10 protein-coding genes are annotated in these 20,944 nt (G+C 43.3%); 5 read left to right on the top strand and 5 right to left on the bottom strand.

The genetic code is table 11. From position 1 onward, the window contains the following. Positions 1-58: 58 nt before the first annotated feature. From GFB48_RS15450 to GFB48_RS15465, 4 genes are all read right to left on the bottom strand, one after another. On the bottom strand, positions 59-1,627 hold the full coding sequence (locus GFB48_RS15450) for a sodium/sugar symporter (RefSeq protein WP_163937807.1): 1,569 nt from the start codon (positions 1,625-1,627) through the stop codon (positions 59-61). Between the two features lie 60 nt (positions 1,628-1,687). Beyond that, complete coding sequence (galK, locus tag GFB48_RS15455) at positions 1,688-2,827, bottom strand: galactokinase (RefSeq protein WP_163937810.1); 1,140 nt, start codon at positions 2,825-2,827, stop codon at positions 1,688-1,690. A gap of 3 nt (positions 2,828-2,830) precedes the next feature. Next, the gene (locus tag GFB48_RS15460) at positions 2,831-3,865 is read right to left on the bottom strand and encodes a UDP-glucose--hexose-1-phosphate uridylyltransferase (RefSeq protein ID WP_163937812.1); all 1,035 of its coding nucleotides are present in this window, start codon (positions 3,863-3,865) and stop codon (positions 2,831-2,833) included. Between the two features lie 236 nt (positions 3,866-4,101). Continuing rightward, positions 4,102-5,910, bottom strand: coding sequence for a sulfatase-like hydrolase/transferase (locus GFB48_RS15465; RefSeq protein ID WP_163937816.1), 1,809 nt, complete (start codon positions 5,908-5,910; stop codon positions 4,102-4,104). A 204-nt stretch (positions 5,911-6,114) separates the two neighbouring features. On the opposite strand from GFB48_RS15465, the gene GFB48_RS15470 reads away from it, so the two are divergent. The 5 genes from GFB48_RS15470 (at position 6,115) to GFB48_RS15490 (ending at position 20,216) form a co-directional block, all read left to right on the top strand. Continuing rightward, positions 6,115-8,163 (top strand): hypothetical protein, encoded by a 2,049-nt coding sequence (locus GFB48_RS15470; protein ID WP_163937819.1) that lies wholly within the window; start codon positions 6,115-6,117, stop codon positions 8,161-8,163. Positions 8,164-8,434: 271 nt separating this feature from the next. Further along, positions 8,435-11,620 (top strand): Ig-like domain-containing protein, encoded by a 3,186-nt coding sequence (locus GFB48_RS15475; RefSeq protein WP_163937822.1) that lies wholly within the window; start codon positions 8,435-8,437, stop codon positions 11,618-11,620. A gap of 180 nt (positions 11,621-11,800) precedes the next feature. Then, complete coding sequence (locus tag GFB48_RS15480) at positions 11,801-17,332, top strand: Ig-like domain-containing protein (RefSeq protein WP_163937825.1); 5,532 nt, start codon at positions 11,801-11,803, stop codon at positions 17,330-17,332. A 77-nt stretch (positions 17,333-17,409) separates the two neighbouring features. Continuing rightward, the gene (locus GFB48_RS15485) at positions 17,410-18,798 is read left to right on the top strand and encodes an SGNH/GDSL hydrolase family protein (RefSeq protein ID WP_163937828.1); all 1,389 of its coding nucleotides are present in this window, start codon (positions 17,410-17,412) and stop codon (positions 18,796-18,798) included. Further along, entirely contained in the window at positions 18,798-20,216 is a 1,419-nt protein-coding gene (locus GFB48_RS15490) for a sulfatase-like hydrolase/transferase (RefSeq protein ID WP_163937831.1), read from the top strand. The genes GFB48_RS15485 and GFB48_RS15490 overlap by 1 nt, the downstream gene beginning before the upstream one ends. Positions 20,217-20,397: 181 nt before the next feature. Here GFB48_RS15490 and GFB48_RS15495 read toward each other — a convergent pair whose 3' ends face one another. Then, entirely contained in the window at positions 20,398-20,838 is a 441-nt protein-coding gene (locus GFB48_RS15495) for a lysozyme inhibitor LprI family protein (RefSeq protein ID WP_163937834.1), read from the bottom strand. Positions 20,839-20,944 lie beyond the last annotated feature (106 nt).

A 20,944-nucleotide genomic window follows, 5' to 3' on the forward strand; every position in this document is an offset into this window, starting at 1 on the left:
GCAAAACCAAACAAGGTGCCTAAGCACCTTGTTTATCATTTCTATTAGCTAACTTAATTTACCACCATGTCGCATACAGACCACAAAGGATCAAAAATACTGCGATTGCCGATAAATTGAAGCTCGTCGTGGTGGTAAAGTTAATTTTATTAAGTTGCACCGCTTGCATAGCAGATTGCGAACTTGCTGGCTTAAGCAATGACATCAGCACAATGACGAAACTGCATAGTAAAAATACTAAACCAACGCGATCCATAAACGGCAACTCTGGCCACCATAACTTAAAGGTTAAAGAGAATACCGCTGAACCCAGCGCCGCCGCTAGAGCCCCATTGGCGGTAGTTTTAGACCAGAACATACCAAATAAGAACAGTACCACGATACCTGGTGTGAAAAATCCGGTAAACTCTTGAATGTACTGGAATGCCTGATCAAATTGCCCCAGCAATGGTTGGGCAACAACCATTGCCACAATCAAAGCAAGTACGCTGACAATACGTCCTACTTTCACAAAGTGAGATTCAGATTGTTGTTTAGCAACATTCTTATATAGATCCATTGTGAAAATAGTCGCCACAGAGTTAGTCATAGAAGCCAGCGAAGAAACAATCGCTGCCACAAGTGCCGCGAAAACCAGACCGCGAAGTCCTTCAGGCATAATTGCCATCAGAGTTGGGTAAGCCTGATCAGCACGCTCTAGATCTGGGGCTAATATAACTGCTGCAATGCCAGGAAGCACCACAATAAGAGGCATCAAAAGCTTTAAAAAAGCTGCAAATACTATACCCTTTTGCCCTTCTTCAAGACTTTTCGCAGCCAACGTTCTTTGGATAATGTACTGATTGAAACCCCAATAAGAGATGTTCATGATCCACATACCGCCAATCAACACCGACAACCCCGGAAGATCATTATAAAAAGGACTGTCTTTGGCCAAAATCATGTCAAACTTCTCTGGTAACGCTGTCGTCAGGGTGCTAAATCCAGCCATCACCCCGGCACCATCAGAAATCATATTTAGAGAAACATAGGATAAGAACAAGCCACCAATAATGAGTAACACAACTTGAATAATATCAGTAAAGGCTACGGCTTTAAGGCCACCATATAAGGAATAAGCAAGCGAAAATGCGCCTAAGAAAATCATTGCATAGGTTACATCTACGCCAGTGATAGTATTAATCGCAAGAGCACCTAGCCACAATACCGCAGTTAAATTGACAAATACATATACGCCTAACCAGAATACCGCCATGACCGTTTTTACTCGGCTGTCGAAACGCTGCTCTAAAAATTGTGGCATGGTGTATATTTTCTTTTCCAAGAAAATAGGTAAACAATATTTCCCCACCAAAATTAAGGTAAGTGCCGCCATCCATTCGTATGAAGCAATAGCTAAACCGAGAACATAGCCTGAACCTGACATTCCAATAATTTGCTCGGCAGAAATGTTTGCAGCAATCAATGAAGCGCCAATGGCCCACCAAGGCAATGATTTACCAGCAAGAAAGTAATCGCCAGCATCCTTATCATGTCCAGGCTTCTCTCTTGATACCCAGTAAGCAATACCAATTAGCGCTAGTACATAAAAGACAAACACTGAAATATCTAAGGAGGATAAATTCATCCGTAACCTCTTTTTTATAATTTTTTATTTAGTAATATAAAAAGGCAAGTGGCCTTGTTATTAATCGTAAGTTAATCCATCTGTACTTTTACAGGTATAGAAGTCTGCAATCAAGCCAAATGTTGATTCATAATTATTCTCAACGGCATCTTTTAACGTTGCCACATCTTTATCTTCACAAAGGCACACAATCGCTCCACCAAAGCCGCCACCCGTCATTCTCACCGCCGCATTACCGTTGAGGGCTTTATTACAGATCTCGACTAAACCATCAGTGGCAGGTACGGTAACCTCAAAATCATCTCTTAAAGATGCATGGCTGGCCTGCATCAATTCTTTCATTGCGGCTAAATCGGCATTTTGCAGTGCCACGACCGCAGCCTGAACTCGAGCATTTTCAGTGATCACATGACGTGCACGACGGTACTGCACCTCTGTTAATTGCCCTTTAAAAGAGTCCAATAAGCTCATATCGGCGAACCTAAGACTCTTTACAGCTAATGTGGCGGCGACCTGTTCACAATCTTGACGACGCTGATTGTACTCGCTATCGACTAATTTCCGTGGGTAATTAGAATTGATAATTACTATTGACCAATCTTTTGGGATCGCGACCGCTTGTGAGGAAAGATCCAAGCAGTCAATCGCTAATGCATGATTAGCAATCCCTTTAGCTGAGATAAGCTGATCCATAATACCACATTGACATCCCATAAACGCATTCTCAGCATACTGGCTTAGTTGAGCAATTTTATCTTTACTGAGATTGAGCTGATTGGTCTTATCAAACATGCCTGCTATCGCCACTTCTAATGCCGCAGAAGACGATAAACCACTGCCCTGAGGCACATCGCTAGTAATATAAAGCTCAACACCTTGAAGCTTGTGTCCCTCATTTTTCAAAGCAAATGCCATTGCCCTTATGTAATTGCCCCATTGACTGTCACCATGACGAATATCTGCATCTAGGTCAAAACGTTCGATTTCCCCTGGGTACATTTCAGAGCAAACAACCAAGGTAGAATCACCACGCAGTTTATAATAAACCTGAGCATTAAAATTGATACTCGCTGGAAACACAAAACCATCGTTATAATCAGTATGTTCCCCGATTAAATTAACCCGTCCAGGGGCAATAATTCGACCTTCTGGTTCGGCATTAAAAATAGCTTTAAACGCTTCTACTGCTTTAGCTTGCATGGTTTAACCTCTTAAATAATGTGTCGTACTGGCTGCTTTTAATATTTCTGCCGCTTGTTCTGGTGTTAAGTCTCGCTGTGGTTCGCCTAACATTTCATAACCAACCATATGTTTTTTAATACTGGCTGAGCGTAATAAAGGAGGATAGAAGTGCGCATGTAAACGCCAATGCTGCTTGTTTTCAATATTATTGGGCGCGTTATGCCAACCCATAGAGTAAGCAAAATTACAATTAAATACATTGTCATATTTGACTGTTAATATCTGTAAAGCCTCACTCAACCCGTGCATATCAGCCTCGCTTAGGTCATCAAAAGAAACGGCTTCTACTTTACAAATTAACAGCGTCTCAAACGGCCATGCTGCCCAATAGGGAACAACCACCAACCATGATTCATTTTCAAAAATGATGCGGCTGGCCTGTTGCTGCTCAAAGGAAATGTAATCTGCGAGTAGGTTACTCCCATGCTCAGCATAGTAGTCAGCTAAGCGCGCATTTTCTGTTTCAACTTCGCTCGACAAATGGTCATGAGCCCAAATTTGCCCATGTGGGTGAGGTTGTGAGCAACCCATAATTTCACCCTTATTTTCAAAAATATGAACGCAATTATAGGTTTTACTCAGTTCTTGATATTGTCTCTGCCACTCTTTAACCACTGCCAGAATTTGCACTTTACTCATCTGAGCCAAGGTCTGGTTGTGGTTAGGAGAAAAGCACATCACTCGACATTCACCATTAGTGACATGTTGCTCAATAAAATGAGGGGCTGGGCTTGTTGGTGTAGGATCTAAGTTTTCTATAATTGCGCCGAAATCATTATTGAAAACATGAGTGGCCGAATAGCTCGGATTTTGCTCACCATTAGCACGAGTATTGCCAGGGCATAACGGGCAAGTTTGCTCATAATCGGGTAAACTCTGAATTGAAGGGGTTTCAGTTGCACCACTCCAAGGGCGATTATTTCGGTGCGGGGAAACTAATACCCACTTACCCGATAAAGGGTTTTTTCTTCGGTGTGTAGTGTGCTGATCGCTCATAAATTCCTGTCCGTCAACCTTATTCACGCTTCTTTTGCAGGAAAGTTGATGAACCCATAACTAACGCCGCAAATTTCACATATCAAAATACAATTTCATATACGATCTATAATCTATAACATTTACCAAACAACAACAATGGAATTGTTGTCATATTGTTTTTCCAAACAATCGGATGGCTAATCCTTCACCAAAAAAAAGGAAGCAAATGCTTCCTTTTTATAAACGACTTATATTTAGTCCACTTTCACGGTTATGTTAGCTGACACACCACTAGTATCAAATGTCTTTTTCAGATTTGCTGAGAGTGGGTAAGCATCATCCCATGAGTAGATAGTAATATCGGTTTGACCTGGCTGATGTGCTGTCACTTGACCAAGTTTATTAACACTGGCTACTTCAGGATTTGCTGATACCCAAACCACTCCAGCACGCTTAGCATTTACTGGGGTCACACTATAATCAAGCTTTACCGTGTCGCCAACAGCCAGAACCTGTGGCGGATTATCAATACTTAGCGCTGTGACTCTTTCGACCACGTTTGCTTGTATAATTTCACCTAACTTATCATAAGCAGCTTGCTGCTGTGGGGTTAAGCTATCTAGTGCTAAGCCACTGTAACGACGGACCCCCCATCTCGCTTCAATCATTGTTTCGCCGACACGCTCAAGTGGATCGCTGCGCAAATCAAAGAAACGCCCCTGTGGAAACTCTTTACTTGGTGCATAGCGTTTAAAGTCTTTGTTAAAGGCATAGATAATGCCAACATCATCCACATCCTTATAGCTGTTATTTCCTATAAACCAAGTATAGATATGATCACGATGTTCGCTCTTATTGGCACCTGTGGCTTGCGCCCAGAAGCTAATGCCATCAACTTGCTCTGCCCTTGGCATTGCAATGCCTGCTGCCTCTGCAATGGTTGGGTAGATATCAGTTAAATTAACCAAACCTTGGTAATTGCGGTAGCTGCCATCTGTCGATGCAGGCACAACCCCTGGGTAGTTGATAATAAGTGGCACATGCAAGCCATTATCAGCGTTGCCGCCTTTACGGCCAGGGTAAATGGAATCATCCGGCATAACATGGCCAAAGGTCTCTTTGGTGGCATTATCACCCATAATCACAATCAACGTATTTTCTCGGACGCCCTGCTCTTCAAGCTTATCAACCACTTTGCCCACAAGGAAACTCATGTATTCAATCATGTCTGGGAAGTACTGACGATCATCGCCACCTTGATTGTTGTATTGAGCGGTTTCAGGGAAATTATCAAAGATTGAGTCCGGCTTAGTGTGCGGTGTAGGTTTGTGATCGTCGTGCACTAAAATCATTGGGTAGTACAAGAAAAACGGCTTATCCTTATTCTTCTCAATAAAGTTAAGCGCATGGCGATTAACAATATCTGGGCCATACCAGCGGCGACCCGTTTGCGGATCTAAATCTTTACGACCACGATAATTATGGACTTCGCCGTTAATAACTAGGTTAGGGTTAATGTAACGCTGGCCTTCCATAATCACATCAAACGCTGCGTAGTCATCCCAACCAAATTGACTGATATAGTCTTTTCCTTTAACCTCTTTGGTGCCACGGGTTTGCTTCCATTTACCAAATAAACCTGTAGTGTAACCTGCTTGCTTAAAGGCATCACCAAAAGTAATGTCTGACTCATGCTGCGACTTTGGCTTTAAATAGTTTCTGTCGTTACGTTTACCACTCATTAAAGAGATACGAGTGTTTTCACAAATAGGATAAGCAAAAGCATTATCCATACGTAAGCCCTCACGAGCTAACGCATCAATTTCAGGGGTAGAAAATTCTTTATTGGTAAACTCACCATCGTAGCTGTGTAAACGATTGGCACCATAAGCGGTCACTCCGTAATGACTAAGATCATCAATCAGAATGAGTACCACATTGGTGTGTTTAGGCGCTTTTGGGGATTGAGCTACTGGTGCATCACTGCTGCATGCTACAAGAGTGGTTGCCGTAGTTAGGGCTACAGCTAGCTTTTTAAAATGGCTTAAAGTGTTAAACGTCATAGTAAGTCTCTAGTGCTGGTTTCAAGACATCAGAAGGAGCACTTTCTCTATATTTGAAATACAGCATCTTATTTCAATACTGGAGTATATTAGTTATTATCAAACTCCCCCTCAAGTTCGTTACACCCTAACAACTATTCATTTACTTTTCTACATTTAAATGCAAACATTCGTTTTCATATATAAATAACTCAGGGTTTTTTCATGAATAGGCTAAAACCATTTTTATTGAGCTCTGTAACTATAGCGATTGTCAGTGCCTGCAGTTACACCTCTCATCATTTGCCCCTGTCAACTCAATCAGCAGAAGTTAATGCGCAGACAACTCAAGATATTTTTGTTGATTTGAGCTCCCAGCAGTTTTTTGACGATTCAGGTTCCCTTAATCGCAACAAATTCTTTAATGTCCATGGCAATTTTTATCATCGCAGTAAACACATTCCATCAAGTCATATTGATAAATACTTAAACGAATGGAACGTTGGCCATGGCCGCGATTTTTGGAGCGCTATTGCGTTATCAAGTCGTGAGTTTGGTGCAGCGGTATACCCACCAACAACATACGCTAAAGAACAAGGTGCCATCGATTTAGCCAGCCACAATGCTCATCCATATAAGGATTATGCAACCAACCGCATTATTTATACCGACCGTGGAGAAAGATATGTGGTGCCCGGCTCTGACCCTAAAGAAGGTGCTCGCTGGATTGCCGACTACTACCAATATTTTTTCGATGACGAATCCCGACCACTGTTTTTTGAACCAATGAACGAGCCCTTCGTACAAATTTGGAAAGGCAAATATCATGATGTTTCCAAAGATCCTGAGGTCATTCGTTTAAAACTAGTAAATTGGTTTAAAGAAGTGGGAAAAGCCATTGATGAGCGTCCTGCGCTAAAAAACATGTCTGTTCTAGGCTATGCTGCAGCTTGGCCAAGTTTTGAACGGGAAAATTTTAAACACTGGCAACAAGAGATGAAACTATTTATGGATGTAGCTGGTGAATATATCGATTCTATCTCTATCCACTTATACAACGGCATTAATCAAGGGCAAGGCCAGCACACGAAGCGCACCGGCAGTAATGCTCAAGCAACACTAGACCTGATTGAAACCTATTCCCATTATAAATGGGGCTATGTCAAACCCCACTCCATCACTGAATATGGCACCATCATTAAAAATAAAAATGAAAACGATGAACACTATGATACTAAGTATTCCCAGTGGGCCAATTCCATCCGCATTAAATCGATGAATCAATTCCTAATTGAGCTATTGAACCGTGAAGAGCGTATCCTGACTTCGATTCCATTTTTAACAGACAATGCCCCTTGGCATTGGCAGAGTCCGAACATTGGTGATGGTGATGCATATAATGCTTCTCTGTGGCGACCAGATCCCAACAAGATCGAATTTATCCAAGGTGCTGATGGTGCAGATGGACGCTGGGATTACATCAACAAAGATGATCCTAACAACTATTTACCCAACCATAACCAAGTATTCTTCGAAATGTGGAAGGATGTGCAAGGTCGACGCTTGGCTATTTCATCGGCGGATCCTGATCTGCAGCAAGTCGCTTATAGTCATGGTACACATAGCTATATCATTATCACTAACTTAGAAGACCAGCACACTAAGCAAGTACAGCTTAACGTTAATAAAGCAAAAGAGATAAGCTATCAGCAGTTACGCACAGAGCGTGTCAGCTTTAATGATACCGTTGGCGCAGTTTACACTGATCATTCAGCAACAATCAGCAATCAAAATAGCTTGTTACCCGAATTTTCAATCGCACCTGGAGAAACCATTAAATTCACTCTTATTGCCAATAAAGACACTGTGCCACAGCAGCTTTATCAACGTAAAACCTACTACAGTGATAGCCATATTATTCCAATAGAAGCAAACCAACCGATAACGTTTAAGTTCGACAATATTGATCTTGGCACCGCCCCAAAGCAATTGCAAGACTCAGTTATTCTGAGAATAAGTCTCGCCAGAAAACCTGAGCAGAGTAAAGCCCCCACTCTATATTTCAATGGCATCAAAGTTGACGTTGGCAACGATTGGCCAGGTTACGATCAAGCTAACAGAGATACTTTCTTTGGGGCCTTAACAGTACCAATACCCAGGGAATTGCTGGCTCAAAGCAACACAGTTAGCGCTGTCTTCCCTGACGACGGCGGCCAAATGAGTACCATGGTGCTCTCGGTTAACAGCGCCATTTCTAAGGATGGTCCGCGTTAATTTGTTAGTCATTTACTCAGCGCAACAATGGAGCCAACAATGGCTCCATTTTTTCAAAACAAAAAGACTTATTATTCAGTGTATTATATTTATAAAACTGAATCAGCACAGTAACCGCTCAATGTTCAAGCAAGCCACTGTTCCAACACTGATCATTTTGACTTAGAATAAAACAACACAATTACACAACAGCAACCCAACTAATTGTTTACTTTTTATTATTTAAATGTAAATATTTACTTTCACCTGTGAATAATAAAGAGTACAAAAGATGAAACGGGTTAATCACTTTCTTCTAAATTCTATTGCCCTGTGTATGATCGCAGCATGTGGCGGTAGTGATACAAACACCCAATCCAATTCTGAGATTTATATACCAAACTCTGCACCAGTACATAATGGCAATTTAACCTATACCGTCACCGAGTCAGACCCTGAGTTTGTTGTGGATTTACTCGAAGGAACCTTCGATCAAGACAGTGACACGTTAGTAGTTGTTGATATACAGCTTGCACAAGCCAGTCCGACTATAGGTTCAATAGTGGGCGAAAACACTATCAGTTTTACCCCTTCAAGCTTTAGTGATGGGATTGCTGATGGTGAATCTGAGGTAATTAGATATCACTACACCATCTCTGATGGCAAAGACACCATCGAAAGAACTCTGGCAGTACTGGTTTATGGCGAGGGATTAGCTTCGTCTGATAAAGAAATTGATACTAACGCTGAGCAAATTTATGTAAATCTAAACTCGCAGCAATATTTTGCCAATTCTGGGGAATTAGAGCGTAAAAAATTCTTTAACATTCACACCAATTTCCTACAACAAGACAACCCCACCGAACACATTGAACTGTATACCAAACAATGGAATGTCAGCCATGGCCGTGGCTTTTGGAGTGGTATATCTGTTGCCAAGCAAAAAATGGGGGATGGTCAATACCCAGCGACAGAGTTTGCTATTGCTGAAGGGCCAAAAAATATTGAAGCTTACTACAGTAACCCTCATCAACCGCTAGCCGATAATAGACGCATTGATACTGAACGCGGTCCAAGCTATATCGTTCCTGGTGCTAATGCTATAGAGGGTGCCCGCTGGATTGCAGATTATTATGAGCACTATTTTGATGCTAACTCACGCCCCTTATTTGTGGAGCCTATGAATGAACCATTCATTCAAATTTGGAAAGACGAATACAGTAACGTATCGAGCGAACCTTCCATCATTCGTGCTGAAATCGCTAATTGGTTAAAAGAAATTGGTAAAGCCTTTGATGAACGCCCAGCATTAAGTGGAATGTCAATGTTGGGCTATGCTGCCGCATGGCCAAGCTTTGAGCGTGATAATTTTGGCCACTGGCAAAGTGAAATGAAAATGTATATGGATACTGCAGGTGATTATACCGACTCATTCTCTATCCATCTATACAATGGCATTAACCAGGGGCAAGGGCAAGACACCAAAAGAACTGGTAGTAATTCACAAGCCACACTGGATCTTATCGAAACCTACTCTCATTTTAAGTGGGATACCGTTAAACCTCATTCAATTTCTGAATACGGCAGTATTATTGCTGGTAAAAATGAAAATGATGAAAATTATGATACAAGCTACTCCCCTTGGGCAAACAGTGTTCGTATCAGATCCATCAACCAACTGTTGATTGAGCTCCTAAATCGTGAGGAAAGGATCCTCACTTCAATTCCATTCTTAACTGGCACTGCGGCATGGCACTGGAAAGATCCTGAAATTGGCAATGGTGATCCCTACAACGCTTCATTATGGCGTCCTGACCCAGCTAAAATAGAATTGGTAGCTGGCATAAACGGTGCACCTAATCGTTGGCAATTTATTGATGGCAGCGATCCCGAAAACTATCTGCCGAATCATAATCAGATCTTTTTTGAAATGTGGAAAGACGTTGCAGGACGACGCTTAGCGATACATTCTCACGACCCTGATCTGCAACAAGTTGCTTATACTAATGATAATCAAACTTTTATCATTCTAACCAATTTAGAAGATGATCAAGCAAAACAAGTGCAACTCAATATTGAAGCCATTGAGGGCGTCAATTATACCTCCATCCGCACTGAACGCATTGCTTTTAACGACATTGATGGTGCGCTATACAGCGATGACACCATCGAATCGACCAAATTGGTTGGGGCCACTTTACCCAGCTTTACCATTGCAGCAGGGGAAACGATTAAACTGACGTTAAATAAGACTGCCAGCATTAAAGCTGAGAACTTTTATCAACGTTCGCTTTACTATAGTGATCAGCACATTGTGCCGATTAATGCTAATGAAGCAGCGATTTTTAATATAGATAATGTTGATGTTGGTAAGCTAAATAGTACAGCTCATAACAGCGTATCTCTGCGAATGAGCCTTGCTAGGGCACCAAGTAAAAACAAAATCCCGGAATTATTCTTTAATAACGTCAAGATCGCTGTGCCTAATGACTGGGCGGGTTATGATCAAGCAGATCGAGATACCTTCTTTGGTGCCATAGAAATCCCAGTGCCAAGGCAGCTATTGGCTCAAAATAATGTCATCAAAGCTGTTTATGCAACCGATGGTGGCCACATTAGCTCTATGGTTTTAACCGTCAATAATGATATTGAGCCCATCCCTGTTGAGAGTTTGCAAGTCAACGGCAACCTATCGATTGCCCAAGGCAATAGCTTTCAAGCAACCGTTACCGCTCTACCAAGTTATGCCTCAGATTTGACGGTGAATTGGAGCTCAAGTGATACCACAGTCGCCGTCATTGACACTCAAGGTAAAATCACTGCATTAGAGCAAGGTACTACAATCATTAGCGCGACATCAGTTAATGGGCCATCAGCAAGCTTCAGCCTAACGGTCAAACCACCTCATAAGAACCTATTGCAAGAGCTCAATCCTGGTTTCGAACTTGGCACTCTAGGATTATGGTTATCCAATTGGAATAACCCTAGTAACATAGAGTTAAATGTCACTGCAGAAGCTAGCTTTGAAGGCGAATATGGCCTGCATATGTTATTCGATGGCAGCACTATCGGAGCAAGCGATCCTAGCAATGCAGTTGCAGGTATCACCCTTAGTGAAAACAATTTTCCACAGATATTCGGTGAAGCCAAAGGCCGCCAATTTAAGCTTACGTTCGATATTAAGTCAAATATTGGTGTTGATCAGTGGCGCTGGATTAAATTTAGAATGATTGCCAATGGCTACTTTGCAAATCGTTTTGAGCAAGCCATGTATCCATGGAGCACGATTGATGATCCTGAATTACGTAAACAATGGCAGCGCGTCGAACTTGTTTTTGACGAGCAAGATTGGTCAGTAGAGCAATCGCAAAACGTCAATTATCGAGGTGAATTATTTATTCCTTTAACAGGGGGAATAAATGAAGGTAAAAGTGGCGACTTCTTTATTGATAATATCAGCATAGAAATCGTCGAATAAAACTCTATTCAGAGCGAAGGGCTTGTACTGATGTGTTTGCAAGCCCTTAAACTCTTCTTTAAATCGCCACCTCACTCCCTCAACAGTTAGAGACTTACAACATTTAAACAAATCATTTACTTTGTTTCTTTTACATGTAAATATTGTTTTTCACCAATAAATATAATAAAGGGAAGCATTATGAACAGGTTGAACAAACTCCTCCTGCATTCTGTTGCATTAACGATGTTATCAGCGTGTGGTGGAGGCGATACTGATACCACCTCTAAAACCAACACCGCGCCAACTTTTAATGGCAATTTAAGTTTTACTAAATCTGAGACTGATGCCGAATTTACGGTCGATTTACTCTCTGACATCACAGATAGAGAAGGTGATCCATTAACCATTGTCAACATTAGCTCTGATCCTAATAATGCTTCCATTGGCGCTGCCATTAGCGGTAATAGCATTACTTTTACCCCAGAGGTTTTTGTTGATTTGCTTGGCGCTGCTCAAACAGAAACAATACGTTATAGTTATAGCGTGTCCGATGGTATTAATACCGTAGAAAGAAGCATCACTTTAGTGATTAATGGTGCAGATCCTGAAATCATCAAGGAAACCGAAGATGGTAATCCAGATGATGGCACCACCACAGATCCTATCGATGAAGTCATTAGCGTTATCCTTAATGAGGATAAACAAGTCATCATCGGTGAAAGCTTGCAATCAATTGCTACATTATTTCCTGTTAATGCTGATGACAAAACGCTGTTATGGAGTGTTAGTGATGAAACGATAGCATCGGTAGATATTGATGGTTTAGTGACGACCTTACAAATAGGCACAACCACCATTACCGCCACCGCGAGTAATGGTATTAAAGGGAGTTATCAGCTGACTGTAGTGGCTATTCCTGTCGAATCAATCAGTGTTAATGCCAACACCACTGTAGGGCTTGGTCAAACTGTACAAGCAAGCGCCCAAGTGCTGCCAGCTAACGCTGGTGATTCAACAGTGATTTGGGCTTCCTCTGAGCAAAGTATTGCCACTGTAGACGCCAATGGCTTGGTCACGACTACGGGAGTGGGCGAAACACTCATCAGTGCAACAGCAAACAATGGCGTATCAGCCTCTTTTAGCCTTATCGTTACTCCTAACGTCACCCAAATTGATGTCAATGCTGATATTACTTTGACACTAGGTGCAACCTATCAAGCCAATGCACAAGTTTTACCAGAAAATGCCTATGACACAACGGTTACTTGGGACTCTAGTGATAGTGCCATTGCCAGCGTTGATGTAAATGGCCTAATCACTGCACAACAATTTGGACAAACAACCATCACCGCGACGGCGATTAATGGTGTCAGTAATTCATTTAATCTCACCGTTGATGATAACGGTAACTTACTTTCTGCATTAAATGCTGGCTTTGAAGATGCTCAGTTAACACCATGGGCTAAGCATTGGAATACACCCACCAACGCAGTTGTGGCGGTCACCCAAGAAGCAGCCAAAGACAGTAACTATGGTTTGCATATCAATTTTGATGGCACAACCGAGGGCGCTTTCGATGCAGCTAATGCTGTAGTTGGCATTAGCCTCAGCGAGGACATCTTTCCTCAACTTTTTGGTGATGGTGGAAATCGACGCTTTAAATTAAGTTTTGACATTAAATCCAACCAAACCATTGATAGATGGCAAGGCATCAAATTTATGCTACGTGCCGATGAACACTGGGATGCCCGACTTGAAAAAGGGCTTTATCCGTGGAGTGAAACTGCTGATAATGACAACGAAAGTCGCATTAACCAGTGGCAAAACGTAAGCTATATTTTCTCCGAAATGGATTGGAGCGACGTGATTGCGGCGGGAGAAAAATACAAATTAGAATTAACCATCCCTGCCAATGGCAAAACCGGGGACTTCTATCTTGATAACATCCGTATTGAGGAGCATACCCCTGTTTTAGTGACTGCTGTCACTCTCAATGGCGATATCAATTTAAAACAGACCAAAAGTTATACTGCAGTGGCAAGCATTAGCCCGAGTAATGCCGATTTTCAAAGTCTTGTATGGTCATCATCCGATGAGGCTATCGCCACAGTCGATGATAAAGGCGCAGTTACTGCAATCGCCTTAGGACAAGCGACCATTACAGCCACCTCAATTGATGGTCCCACAAGCGCCTTTAATGTAAATGTAGAAGCCCTTAACCATGATGCGACGATTACTGTAGGCGGCACTTATCAAGCTTATGCTCCAGGTGAACAGCTAGCAAGCGTTTGGCAGTCATCTAACCCACAAGTGGCCAGCGTCAATAGTGATGGTTTAGTCACAGCCCTTGCTACTGGCAGCAGCACCATTACTGTCGAAGCAAGTGGGATCAGTAGCTCTTTTGTGATTACCGTAGACAATAACGGTAATTTATTGTCTGCCCTTAACCCAGATTTTGAATCAAGCCTATTAAGCCCATGGGAGCGTCACTGGAACGTTGCCAACAGCACAGTCATCAGTAGCACTGTTGCTGCAGCCAATCAGGGAACCTCTGGCTTACATATTAGTTTTGATGGCGTTACTGATGGCGCCGTAGATCCTAATAACGCTGTTGCAGGTATTAGCCTTTCGGGTCAACACCTACCGCAACTCTTTGGTGAAGCAGGCAATCGCCGCTTTAAATTAAGTTTTGACATCCAGGCCAATCAAACCATTGATAGATGGCAAGGGGTCAAATTTCTGTTAATAGCCAAAGATCACTGGGACCAACGCCATGAAAAAACCCTCTATCCATGGAGCGACACCGCCGATAATGCCGTTCGCGATGGCAGTTGGTACAGCGCCGAGTACATCTTTGAAGAAATGGATTGGAGCGCGGTCGCTGCAGCGGGTGAATTGTTCAATTTAGAATTAACCCTCCCTGCCAATGGTAAAACTGGCGATTTCTATATTGATAATATTCGCCTTGAAGAGCATGCCCCGGTGTTAGTCACTGCTGTGTCTCTAAACTCTGACATCACATTAAAAGAGAGCTTCAGCTACAGTGCATCAAGCACATTAACCCCTGTTAATGCAGACTTTACCGAGCTGACTTGGACCTCATCGGATGAAACCGTCGCAACCGTAGACAGTGCTGGCAAGGTCACTGCGGTAGCAATGGGTAACGCGACCATTACCGCGACCTCACATGACGGCCCAAGTGGTAGCTTTGCGGTGACGGTAGAAGCCTTAAACGATGATGTCACCTTAACTAAAGGCGGCACTTACCAAGCTTATGCTCGTCAAATTGAAGAGACCTTAACTTGGGCTTCAAGCAATGAAGCGGTGGCAACTGTGGACAGTAATGGCTTAGTCACAGCGTTAACGACAGGTGCCGCGACTATTACCTCAACGGCCACTGACATCAATGATTCATTTACCGTAACAGTCGATGAAAATGGCAACTACCTATCGGCAGTAAACCCTGATTTTGAGCAAGGTGATTTAGGCCCATGGGAGACCAACTGGAATACCCCTGCGGATACTCAGTACAACATCAGTGCCGATGCTGCAAAAGACGGTAGCTTTGGTCTTGAGCTTATCTTTGATGGTGGCAATGATGGTGCAGCCAATGAAGGGGCTAACGCTCAAAGTGGTATTTCCATGGCTGAAGATCAAATGCCGCAGCTATTGGGCGAAGGCTTAGGTCGTAAGTTCAAGCTGAGCTTTGATATTCAATCGAAAACCGCCGTTGACCAAAGCCGCGTGATTAAGTTTGTAGTTCGTGGTGACGGTTACTGGAGTGAAGCACAGCTGCAACCTTGGGCGGATACCGCTGATGCCAATGCCCGTATCGACACTTGGCATCATGTTGAGTATGTGTTCGATGAGTTTGATGCGGCAGCCGAAGTGGCCAGTGGCAACTTTATTGCCGAACTATTCTTCCCTGCCAACGGCACTGCAGGTCACTTCTACTTAGATAACATCGTTATTGAAGAGTACATCGAAGTGACTTCAGTAAACTTAGGCAGCAATATCACCCTAGCTGAAGCTGGTACTGCGCAAATCAACGCAACAGTATTACCGAGTAACGCTGATAACAAAACTCTGACTTGGCGTTCTGATGACGAAGCAATTGCCAGCGTTGATGCCACCGGCTTAATCACCGCCATTGGCGCAGGTTCTACCACCATCACGGCAACCTCCGTCGATGGCGTGTTCGGCACCCTTGCCGTAACCGTAGAAGCGCCAGTGGTTGATGTAACCTCGGTAAGCGTAAATAGTGATATTGTGCTAACTAAAGGCGGTACTTATACGGCCCAAGGCTCAGTATTGCCAGCAAACGCTACCGATGAAACCCTAACTTGGGATTCATCAGACGAATTGGTGATAACTATCGATGCCAATACTGGCGCAATGACAGCCGTTGGTTTAGGCACAGCCACCATTACCGCAAGCTCGCATAACGCGCTAACCAATAGCTTCACAGTAACGGTAGATAATTCGGGTAACCTGCTTTCTGCACTAAATAGTGATTTTGAAACCGGTTCAGTCACACCTTGGGTTAACTACTGGGGTACGCCAGAAGGCGCTGCGGCGCTAACCGTTTCAGGCTCTGCAGCGAAAGATGGCAGCTACGGTTTGCACTTTGTCTCTGATGGCACAGAGCATACCGGTATATCTATCCCTAGTGATGTTATGCCACAGCATCTCGGTCAAGGATTAGGTCGCACTTTCAGACTCACCTACGATGTGAAGCTAAATAACTATGCTGGTAGCTCTCACCCACTGCGTATGTACTTCTTAGGTGGCGTCTTCAACGAACGTATCGAGAAATGGCACAACCCAATCAGCAGCAGCGATTGGACCAGTGTTGCTATCGATATTACTGAACATGATTTAAGCGACAATGGCGTCTTTGAGTTGTTCTTTATTAAACAAGATCCAACCCAAAGCATCGATGCTTATTTCGATAACTTTGTTCTGCAAGAGTTAAGCGTGCGCGAGATTGAAATCAATGATGTTAGCCTGCAAATTGCCGACACCTTTGATGCCGATGCCACAGTAAGCTATCTACCAGCTGATGCGGTGGATATTGCGGATCACTCATTAACGTGGGAGTCCAGTGATACTAATATCGCCACCGTTGACGCTAATGGCCTGATCACTGCGGTTGCTGGCGGCACGGCCGTCATCACTGCTACATCAGTCGCTGATGGTGATGTCACTACCACGTTCAATGTAACCGTTGATGCCAACTATCTAGCAGGGGTTAACTCAGACTTTGAAGATGGCGTTGTAACACCTTGGGTACACTACTGGGAAACACCAGAGGGGGCATCCGCTTTATCTGTGACTACTGATGCAGCTAAAGATGGCAGCTATGGGTTGCACTTCGTTTCTGATGGTTCAGCACATACTGGTATCAAGTTAAACCCAAGTGAGGCGCCACAAGTTTTAGGTGAAGGTTTAGGTCGTAAATTCCAGCTTACCTACGATGTTAAGTTAAATAACTATGTTGGTAACGCTCACCCACTTCGTATGTATTTTGTTGGCAGCGACTTCAATACTCGTATTGAAAAATGGCACGATCCAATCTCATCAGGTGAATGGACTACTGTGACCTTGGACTTAGATGAAATATCGATTGATGACTCTGGTCGACTTGAAATCTATTTCATTAAGCAATCTTCTGTTCAAGCTATAGACGCTTATTTTGATAACTTCAGGTTGATAGAAGTTATAGAATAATAAAGCCTTAAATTAATCACAGGGCATAGGTAATTCATTACTTATGCCCTTTTTTATCGATAACTATAAGTAATATTATGATGAAGCAGTATCTACTTTCCTTAATGGCACTGGCCGCCCCGGTGGCCGCAATTGAAGCGCCCGCCCCGTTTCAAAATAACGACAACATCATTTTTATTGGCGACTCCATCACCCATGGCGGCAGTTACCACAAGCAAGTCTATTTGTACTACGCCACCCGCTACCCTGAGCTTAATTTAAGCTATGTAAATGCTGGAATTTCAGGGGATACCGCCCCTGGCACCTTAAAACGTTACAGTGAGGATATCCAAGTCCATAACGCCAATAAGGCCTTTATTATGCTGGGCATGAATGACGTTAACCGCCCACATTATGACAAACTGCCGCAAACGGCTGCAGAGCGTAGCAAGCGCCGAGCGCAGCAGGCCAAAAGCTTACATAATTACCTAAGCGCTATGGATACCCTTATCAGCAAGCTAAAAGCCGATGGCGTAGAAGTGGGGCTGATCCTGCCAAGCATTTACGATGAAACCGCCACGCTTGCAAAGCCAATTAATGTGGGGGCAAATTTAGAACTTGGAGTATATTCATACTCTTTACTGCAACTGGCGCAGCAACATGATTTAAGCGTGGTAGATTTCTACAATCCAATGTCAGCCCTTAATGCCAAGCTGCAGCAAAATGATCCAGAAGCGACCTTGGTATCAAACGACCGCGTCCATCCAGAGCAAGATGGTCACTTTGTCATGGCCTATGAGTTTATTAAGCAAACCCTACCTCAAGGTAAGGTAGCCAATATCAATATTGATTTATCAGCACAAACAATAAACTCTGATGGCGACTGTGAGTTAAACAGCAAAGGTAGCTCTAGCGATAAAATCAGCTTTAGCTGTACCTTAACCGCATTACCTTTCCCCAGCCATAATGGCATAAAGCGTGCCCTTGAGTGGACAAGCTTTAACCAAGACTATAACCAACTGCCATTAACGGTTAAGGGTCTAACACAAGGCCAATACCAACTCAGTATTGATGGTAACAAGGTTGCCAGCTTTAGCTCCAGCGAACTTGAAAACAGCGTAAACCTAAGCGCGTTTGCCCACACCCCAATGTACCAACAAGCCCTTGAAGTGCGTCGCCTAAACGATAAACGCGCCCAGCTTGCTGGCACCCTGCGCTCCATCGCGCTGGTACAGCATACGATGGTAGATAACCCCGACTGTATCCCTGCTGACAACACCTTAAGCATTGATAAGGCATTGCACCAATGTTTGCAAAAATCCATTGATAAGCCTTGGTACGGCTACCTATCGTCAGAGGTGAACAAGTACAATGAATTCAACCCTAAAAAGCAAAGCATTCGTGCACAAATCAATGATCTATTTGAGCAAATTAATAGGGTAAATAAACCCAAACAGCATAGCTATGCCCTAACAAGGAAGCCGTAATGAAAACGTTACTGTTGCTGTTTACACTGCTGCTCACAAGCTACCTGCATGCCAGCGATAAACCCAACATATTGTTTATCTATACCGACGATCAAGCCCCTTGGGCACTGGGTGAATCCGGCAATAAGCAAGCACTTACCCCAAATATGGACAAGCTTGCCAGAGAAGGGGTGTACTACCCCAACGCCTATACCACCACGCCGGTGTGTTCCCCCTCTCGGGCAGGATTGCTGACCTCAAAATACGGCTATGAAACCGGCATCGATGATTGGATCAACACCAAGTATAAATCCCTCACCGAGCAAGAGCCCGAACTGGGCTTGGATGCCAATTTACCCAACTGGGTGCGAGACTTACAAAACCACGGTTATCATACCGGGTTAGTGGGCAAGTGGCATTTGGGTTACCAAGCCGGCCACCACCCAAGCCATTACGGGTATGATGAATTTCATGGTTTTATTGCAGGGGGTACCAAGCCTATAAACCCGACGATAGAGACGGGTGGTAAGCTGGTTCAAACCAAAGGCTTTACCGCCGATGTCTTAACGGACTTTGCCATCGACTTTATTAATAGGCATCAAACGCAGCCTTTTATGTTATCGCTGCATTATCGCGCGCCCCACACCAACTGGCTGCCAGTTGCCAAAGACGACATGCTGCCGATTAAAGCTAAAGACATTGAATTGCCCCACCCTGACTACCCTAACTTAAACAGCAAACGGGCCAAAAGGATGATGCGCGAGTATTTATCTAGCCTTCGCAGCGTCGATAGAAACTTAGGGGTGCTGCTATCCAAACTTGATGAGCTTAAACTCAGTGATAATACCGTGGTAATTTTCACCTCAGATCATGGCTACAACCTTGGCCATAACGGCATTTGGCATAAGGGCAATGGCCACTGGCTGTTAAAAACGCCTACAGCAGCTACGCCAAACATCCCCAAAAACCAACGCCCCAATATGTATGACACCTCCATTAAGGTGCCGCTGTTTATCAAATGGCCGCAGGTTGGGGCGCAGGGCAAGCAAAGTCTTTCGACCTTCTCTAACCTGGATTGGTACCCAACTATTCTATCGATCGCAGGTATCAAACCTAAAAAAGAACTGCGCTTTAGAGGCGTCGATCAATCAAGTACTATCAGTGCACCAGAGCGCATTATCAGCGATGATTACTACGCCGCCTACACCACCAAACACCAATCCAAATCGGGCATGCGCATGTACTCCGATGGCCGCTACAAGCTGGTCAAAGACTTCATTAACACCGATCGTGATGAATTTTATGACTTAAGCCGTGATCCCGCTGAAACCACCAATATCATCAATACCAACAATGCCCTTGAGCTAAGTATCATTAAAAGCTTCAACGAGAAAATCACCGCCAAAATGGCAGCGACCAATGATCCCTTGCTCAAGTAGCGTCATGAACGATTAGATGTAAAAAGGCCGTCACAGTGAATGCTGTGACGGCCTTTTTATTTAAGCATTTGAGATAGCACTGCTAACTCATTTTTGGACAAAAATGATTTACGATTTGAGAGGTAACGTTGAAGCTCAGCCGAGGCGGCGCGTTAGCGGCGGCGTCGGCTGGAGCGAATTGTTATAGGTAATTTGCACTGTAACTCAATAGTTGAATAACTCTCTGCTTTATGAAGCTTGTTTTGTATGCACCTCGACTTAATGCAAATGAACTACCAGATCTTGCTCTAGTCCAGTTTTCTTCTATAAAGGAAAATTCTTCGTTTCTATACTTTATCCACTGCCTTTGTGAGTTTCTAAGTGCTATTTTAGATTCGCCTTTAAGTTTACCTATTAAAAACGAATATGCAGTATTTAACTCTTTATCTAGAGCTTTTTCATATTCGTAATATGTCTCTATAGTATTAAGCGTAGACTTTGCGTTATTGATTTTAGAAATATAAGGAGTCATCCGTATTTCAAAATCTCCAATCCTGTCAGGTGCATCAGGATTATCAACAGCTACCGCACTAATCGAGATAAAAAAAGTAATTGCTATAAATGTGGTAATTGTTTTTCTCATATTTTTCCTATAGACATTATGACTCCCCCAGACAGTGCTAACCTCCTGCACATGGGTTAGCCTAAACCAGAGCCAAAAATATTCTTCAAAATATAATCAGGAGGTT

Source organism: Paraferrimonas sp. SM1919 (assembly GCF_010993985.1).
Taxonomy (GTDB): domain Bacteria; phylum Pseudomonadota; class Gammaproteobacteria; order Enterobacterales; family Shewanellaceae; genus SM1919.

Bases quoted from the DNA above. Each gene is read 5' to 3' on its own strand.
- GFB48_RS15450 (WP_163937807.1), bottom strand. From the start codon at position 1,627: ATGAATTTATCCTCCTTAGATATTTCAGTGTTTGTCTTTTATGTACTA.
- galK (WP_163937810.1), bottom strand. From the start codon at position 2,827: ATGCAAGCTAAAGCAGTAGAAGCGTTTAAAGCTATTTTTAATGCCGAA.
- GFB48_RS15460 (WP_163937812.1), bottom strand. From the start codon at position 3,865: ATGAGCGATCAGCACACTACACACCGAAGAAAAAACCCTTTATCGGGT.
- GFB48_RS15465 (WP_163937816.1), bottom strand. From the start codon at position 5,910: ATGACGTTTAACACTTTAAGCCATTTTAAAAAGCTAGCTGTAGCCCTA.
- GFB48_RS15470 (WP_163937819.1), top strand. From the start codon at position 6,115: ATGAATAGGCTAAAACCATTTTTATTGAGCTCTGTAACTATAGCGATT.
- GFB48_RS15475 (WP_163937822.1), top strand. From the start codon at position 8,435: ATGAAACGGGTTAATCACTTTCTTCTAAATTCTATTGCCCTGTGTATG.
- GFB48_RS15480 (WP_163937825.1), top strand. From the start codon at position 11,801: ATGAACAGGTTGAACAAACTCCTCCTGCATTCTGTTGCATTAACGATG.
- GFB48_RS15485 (WP_163937828.1), top strand. From the start codon at position 17,410: ATGATGAAGCAGTATCTACTTTCCTTAATGGCACTGGCCGCCCCGGTG.
- GFB48_RS15490 (WP_163937831.1), top strand. From the start codon at position 18,798: ATGAAAACGTTACTGTTGCTGTTTACACTGCTGCTCACAAGCTACCTG.
- GFB48_RS15495 (WP_163937834.1), bottom strand. From the start codon at position 20,838: ATGAGAAAAACAATTACCACATTTATAGCAATTACTTTTTTTATCTCG.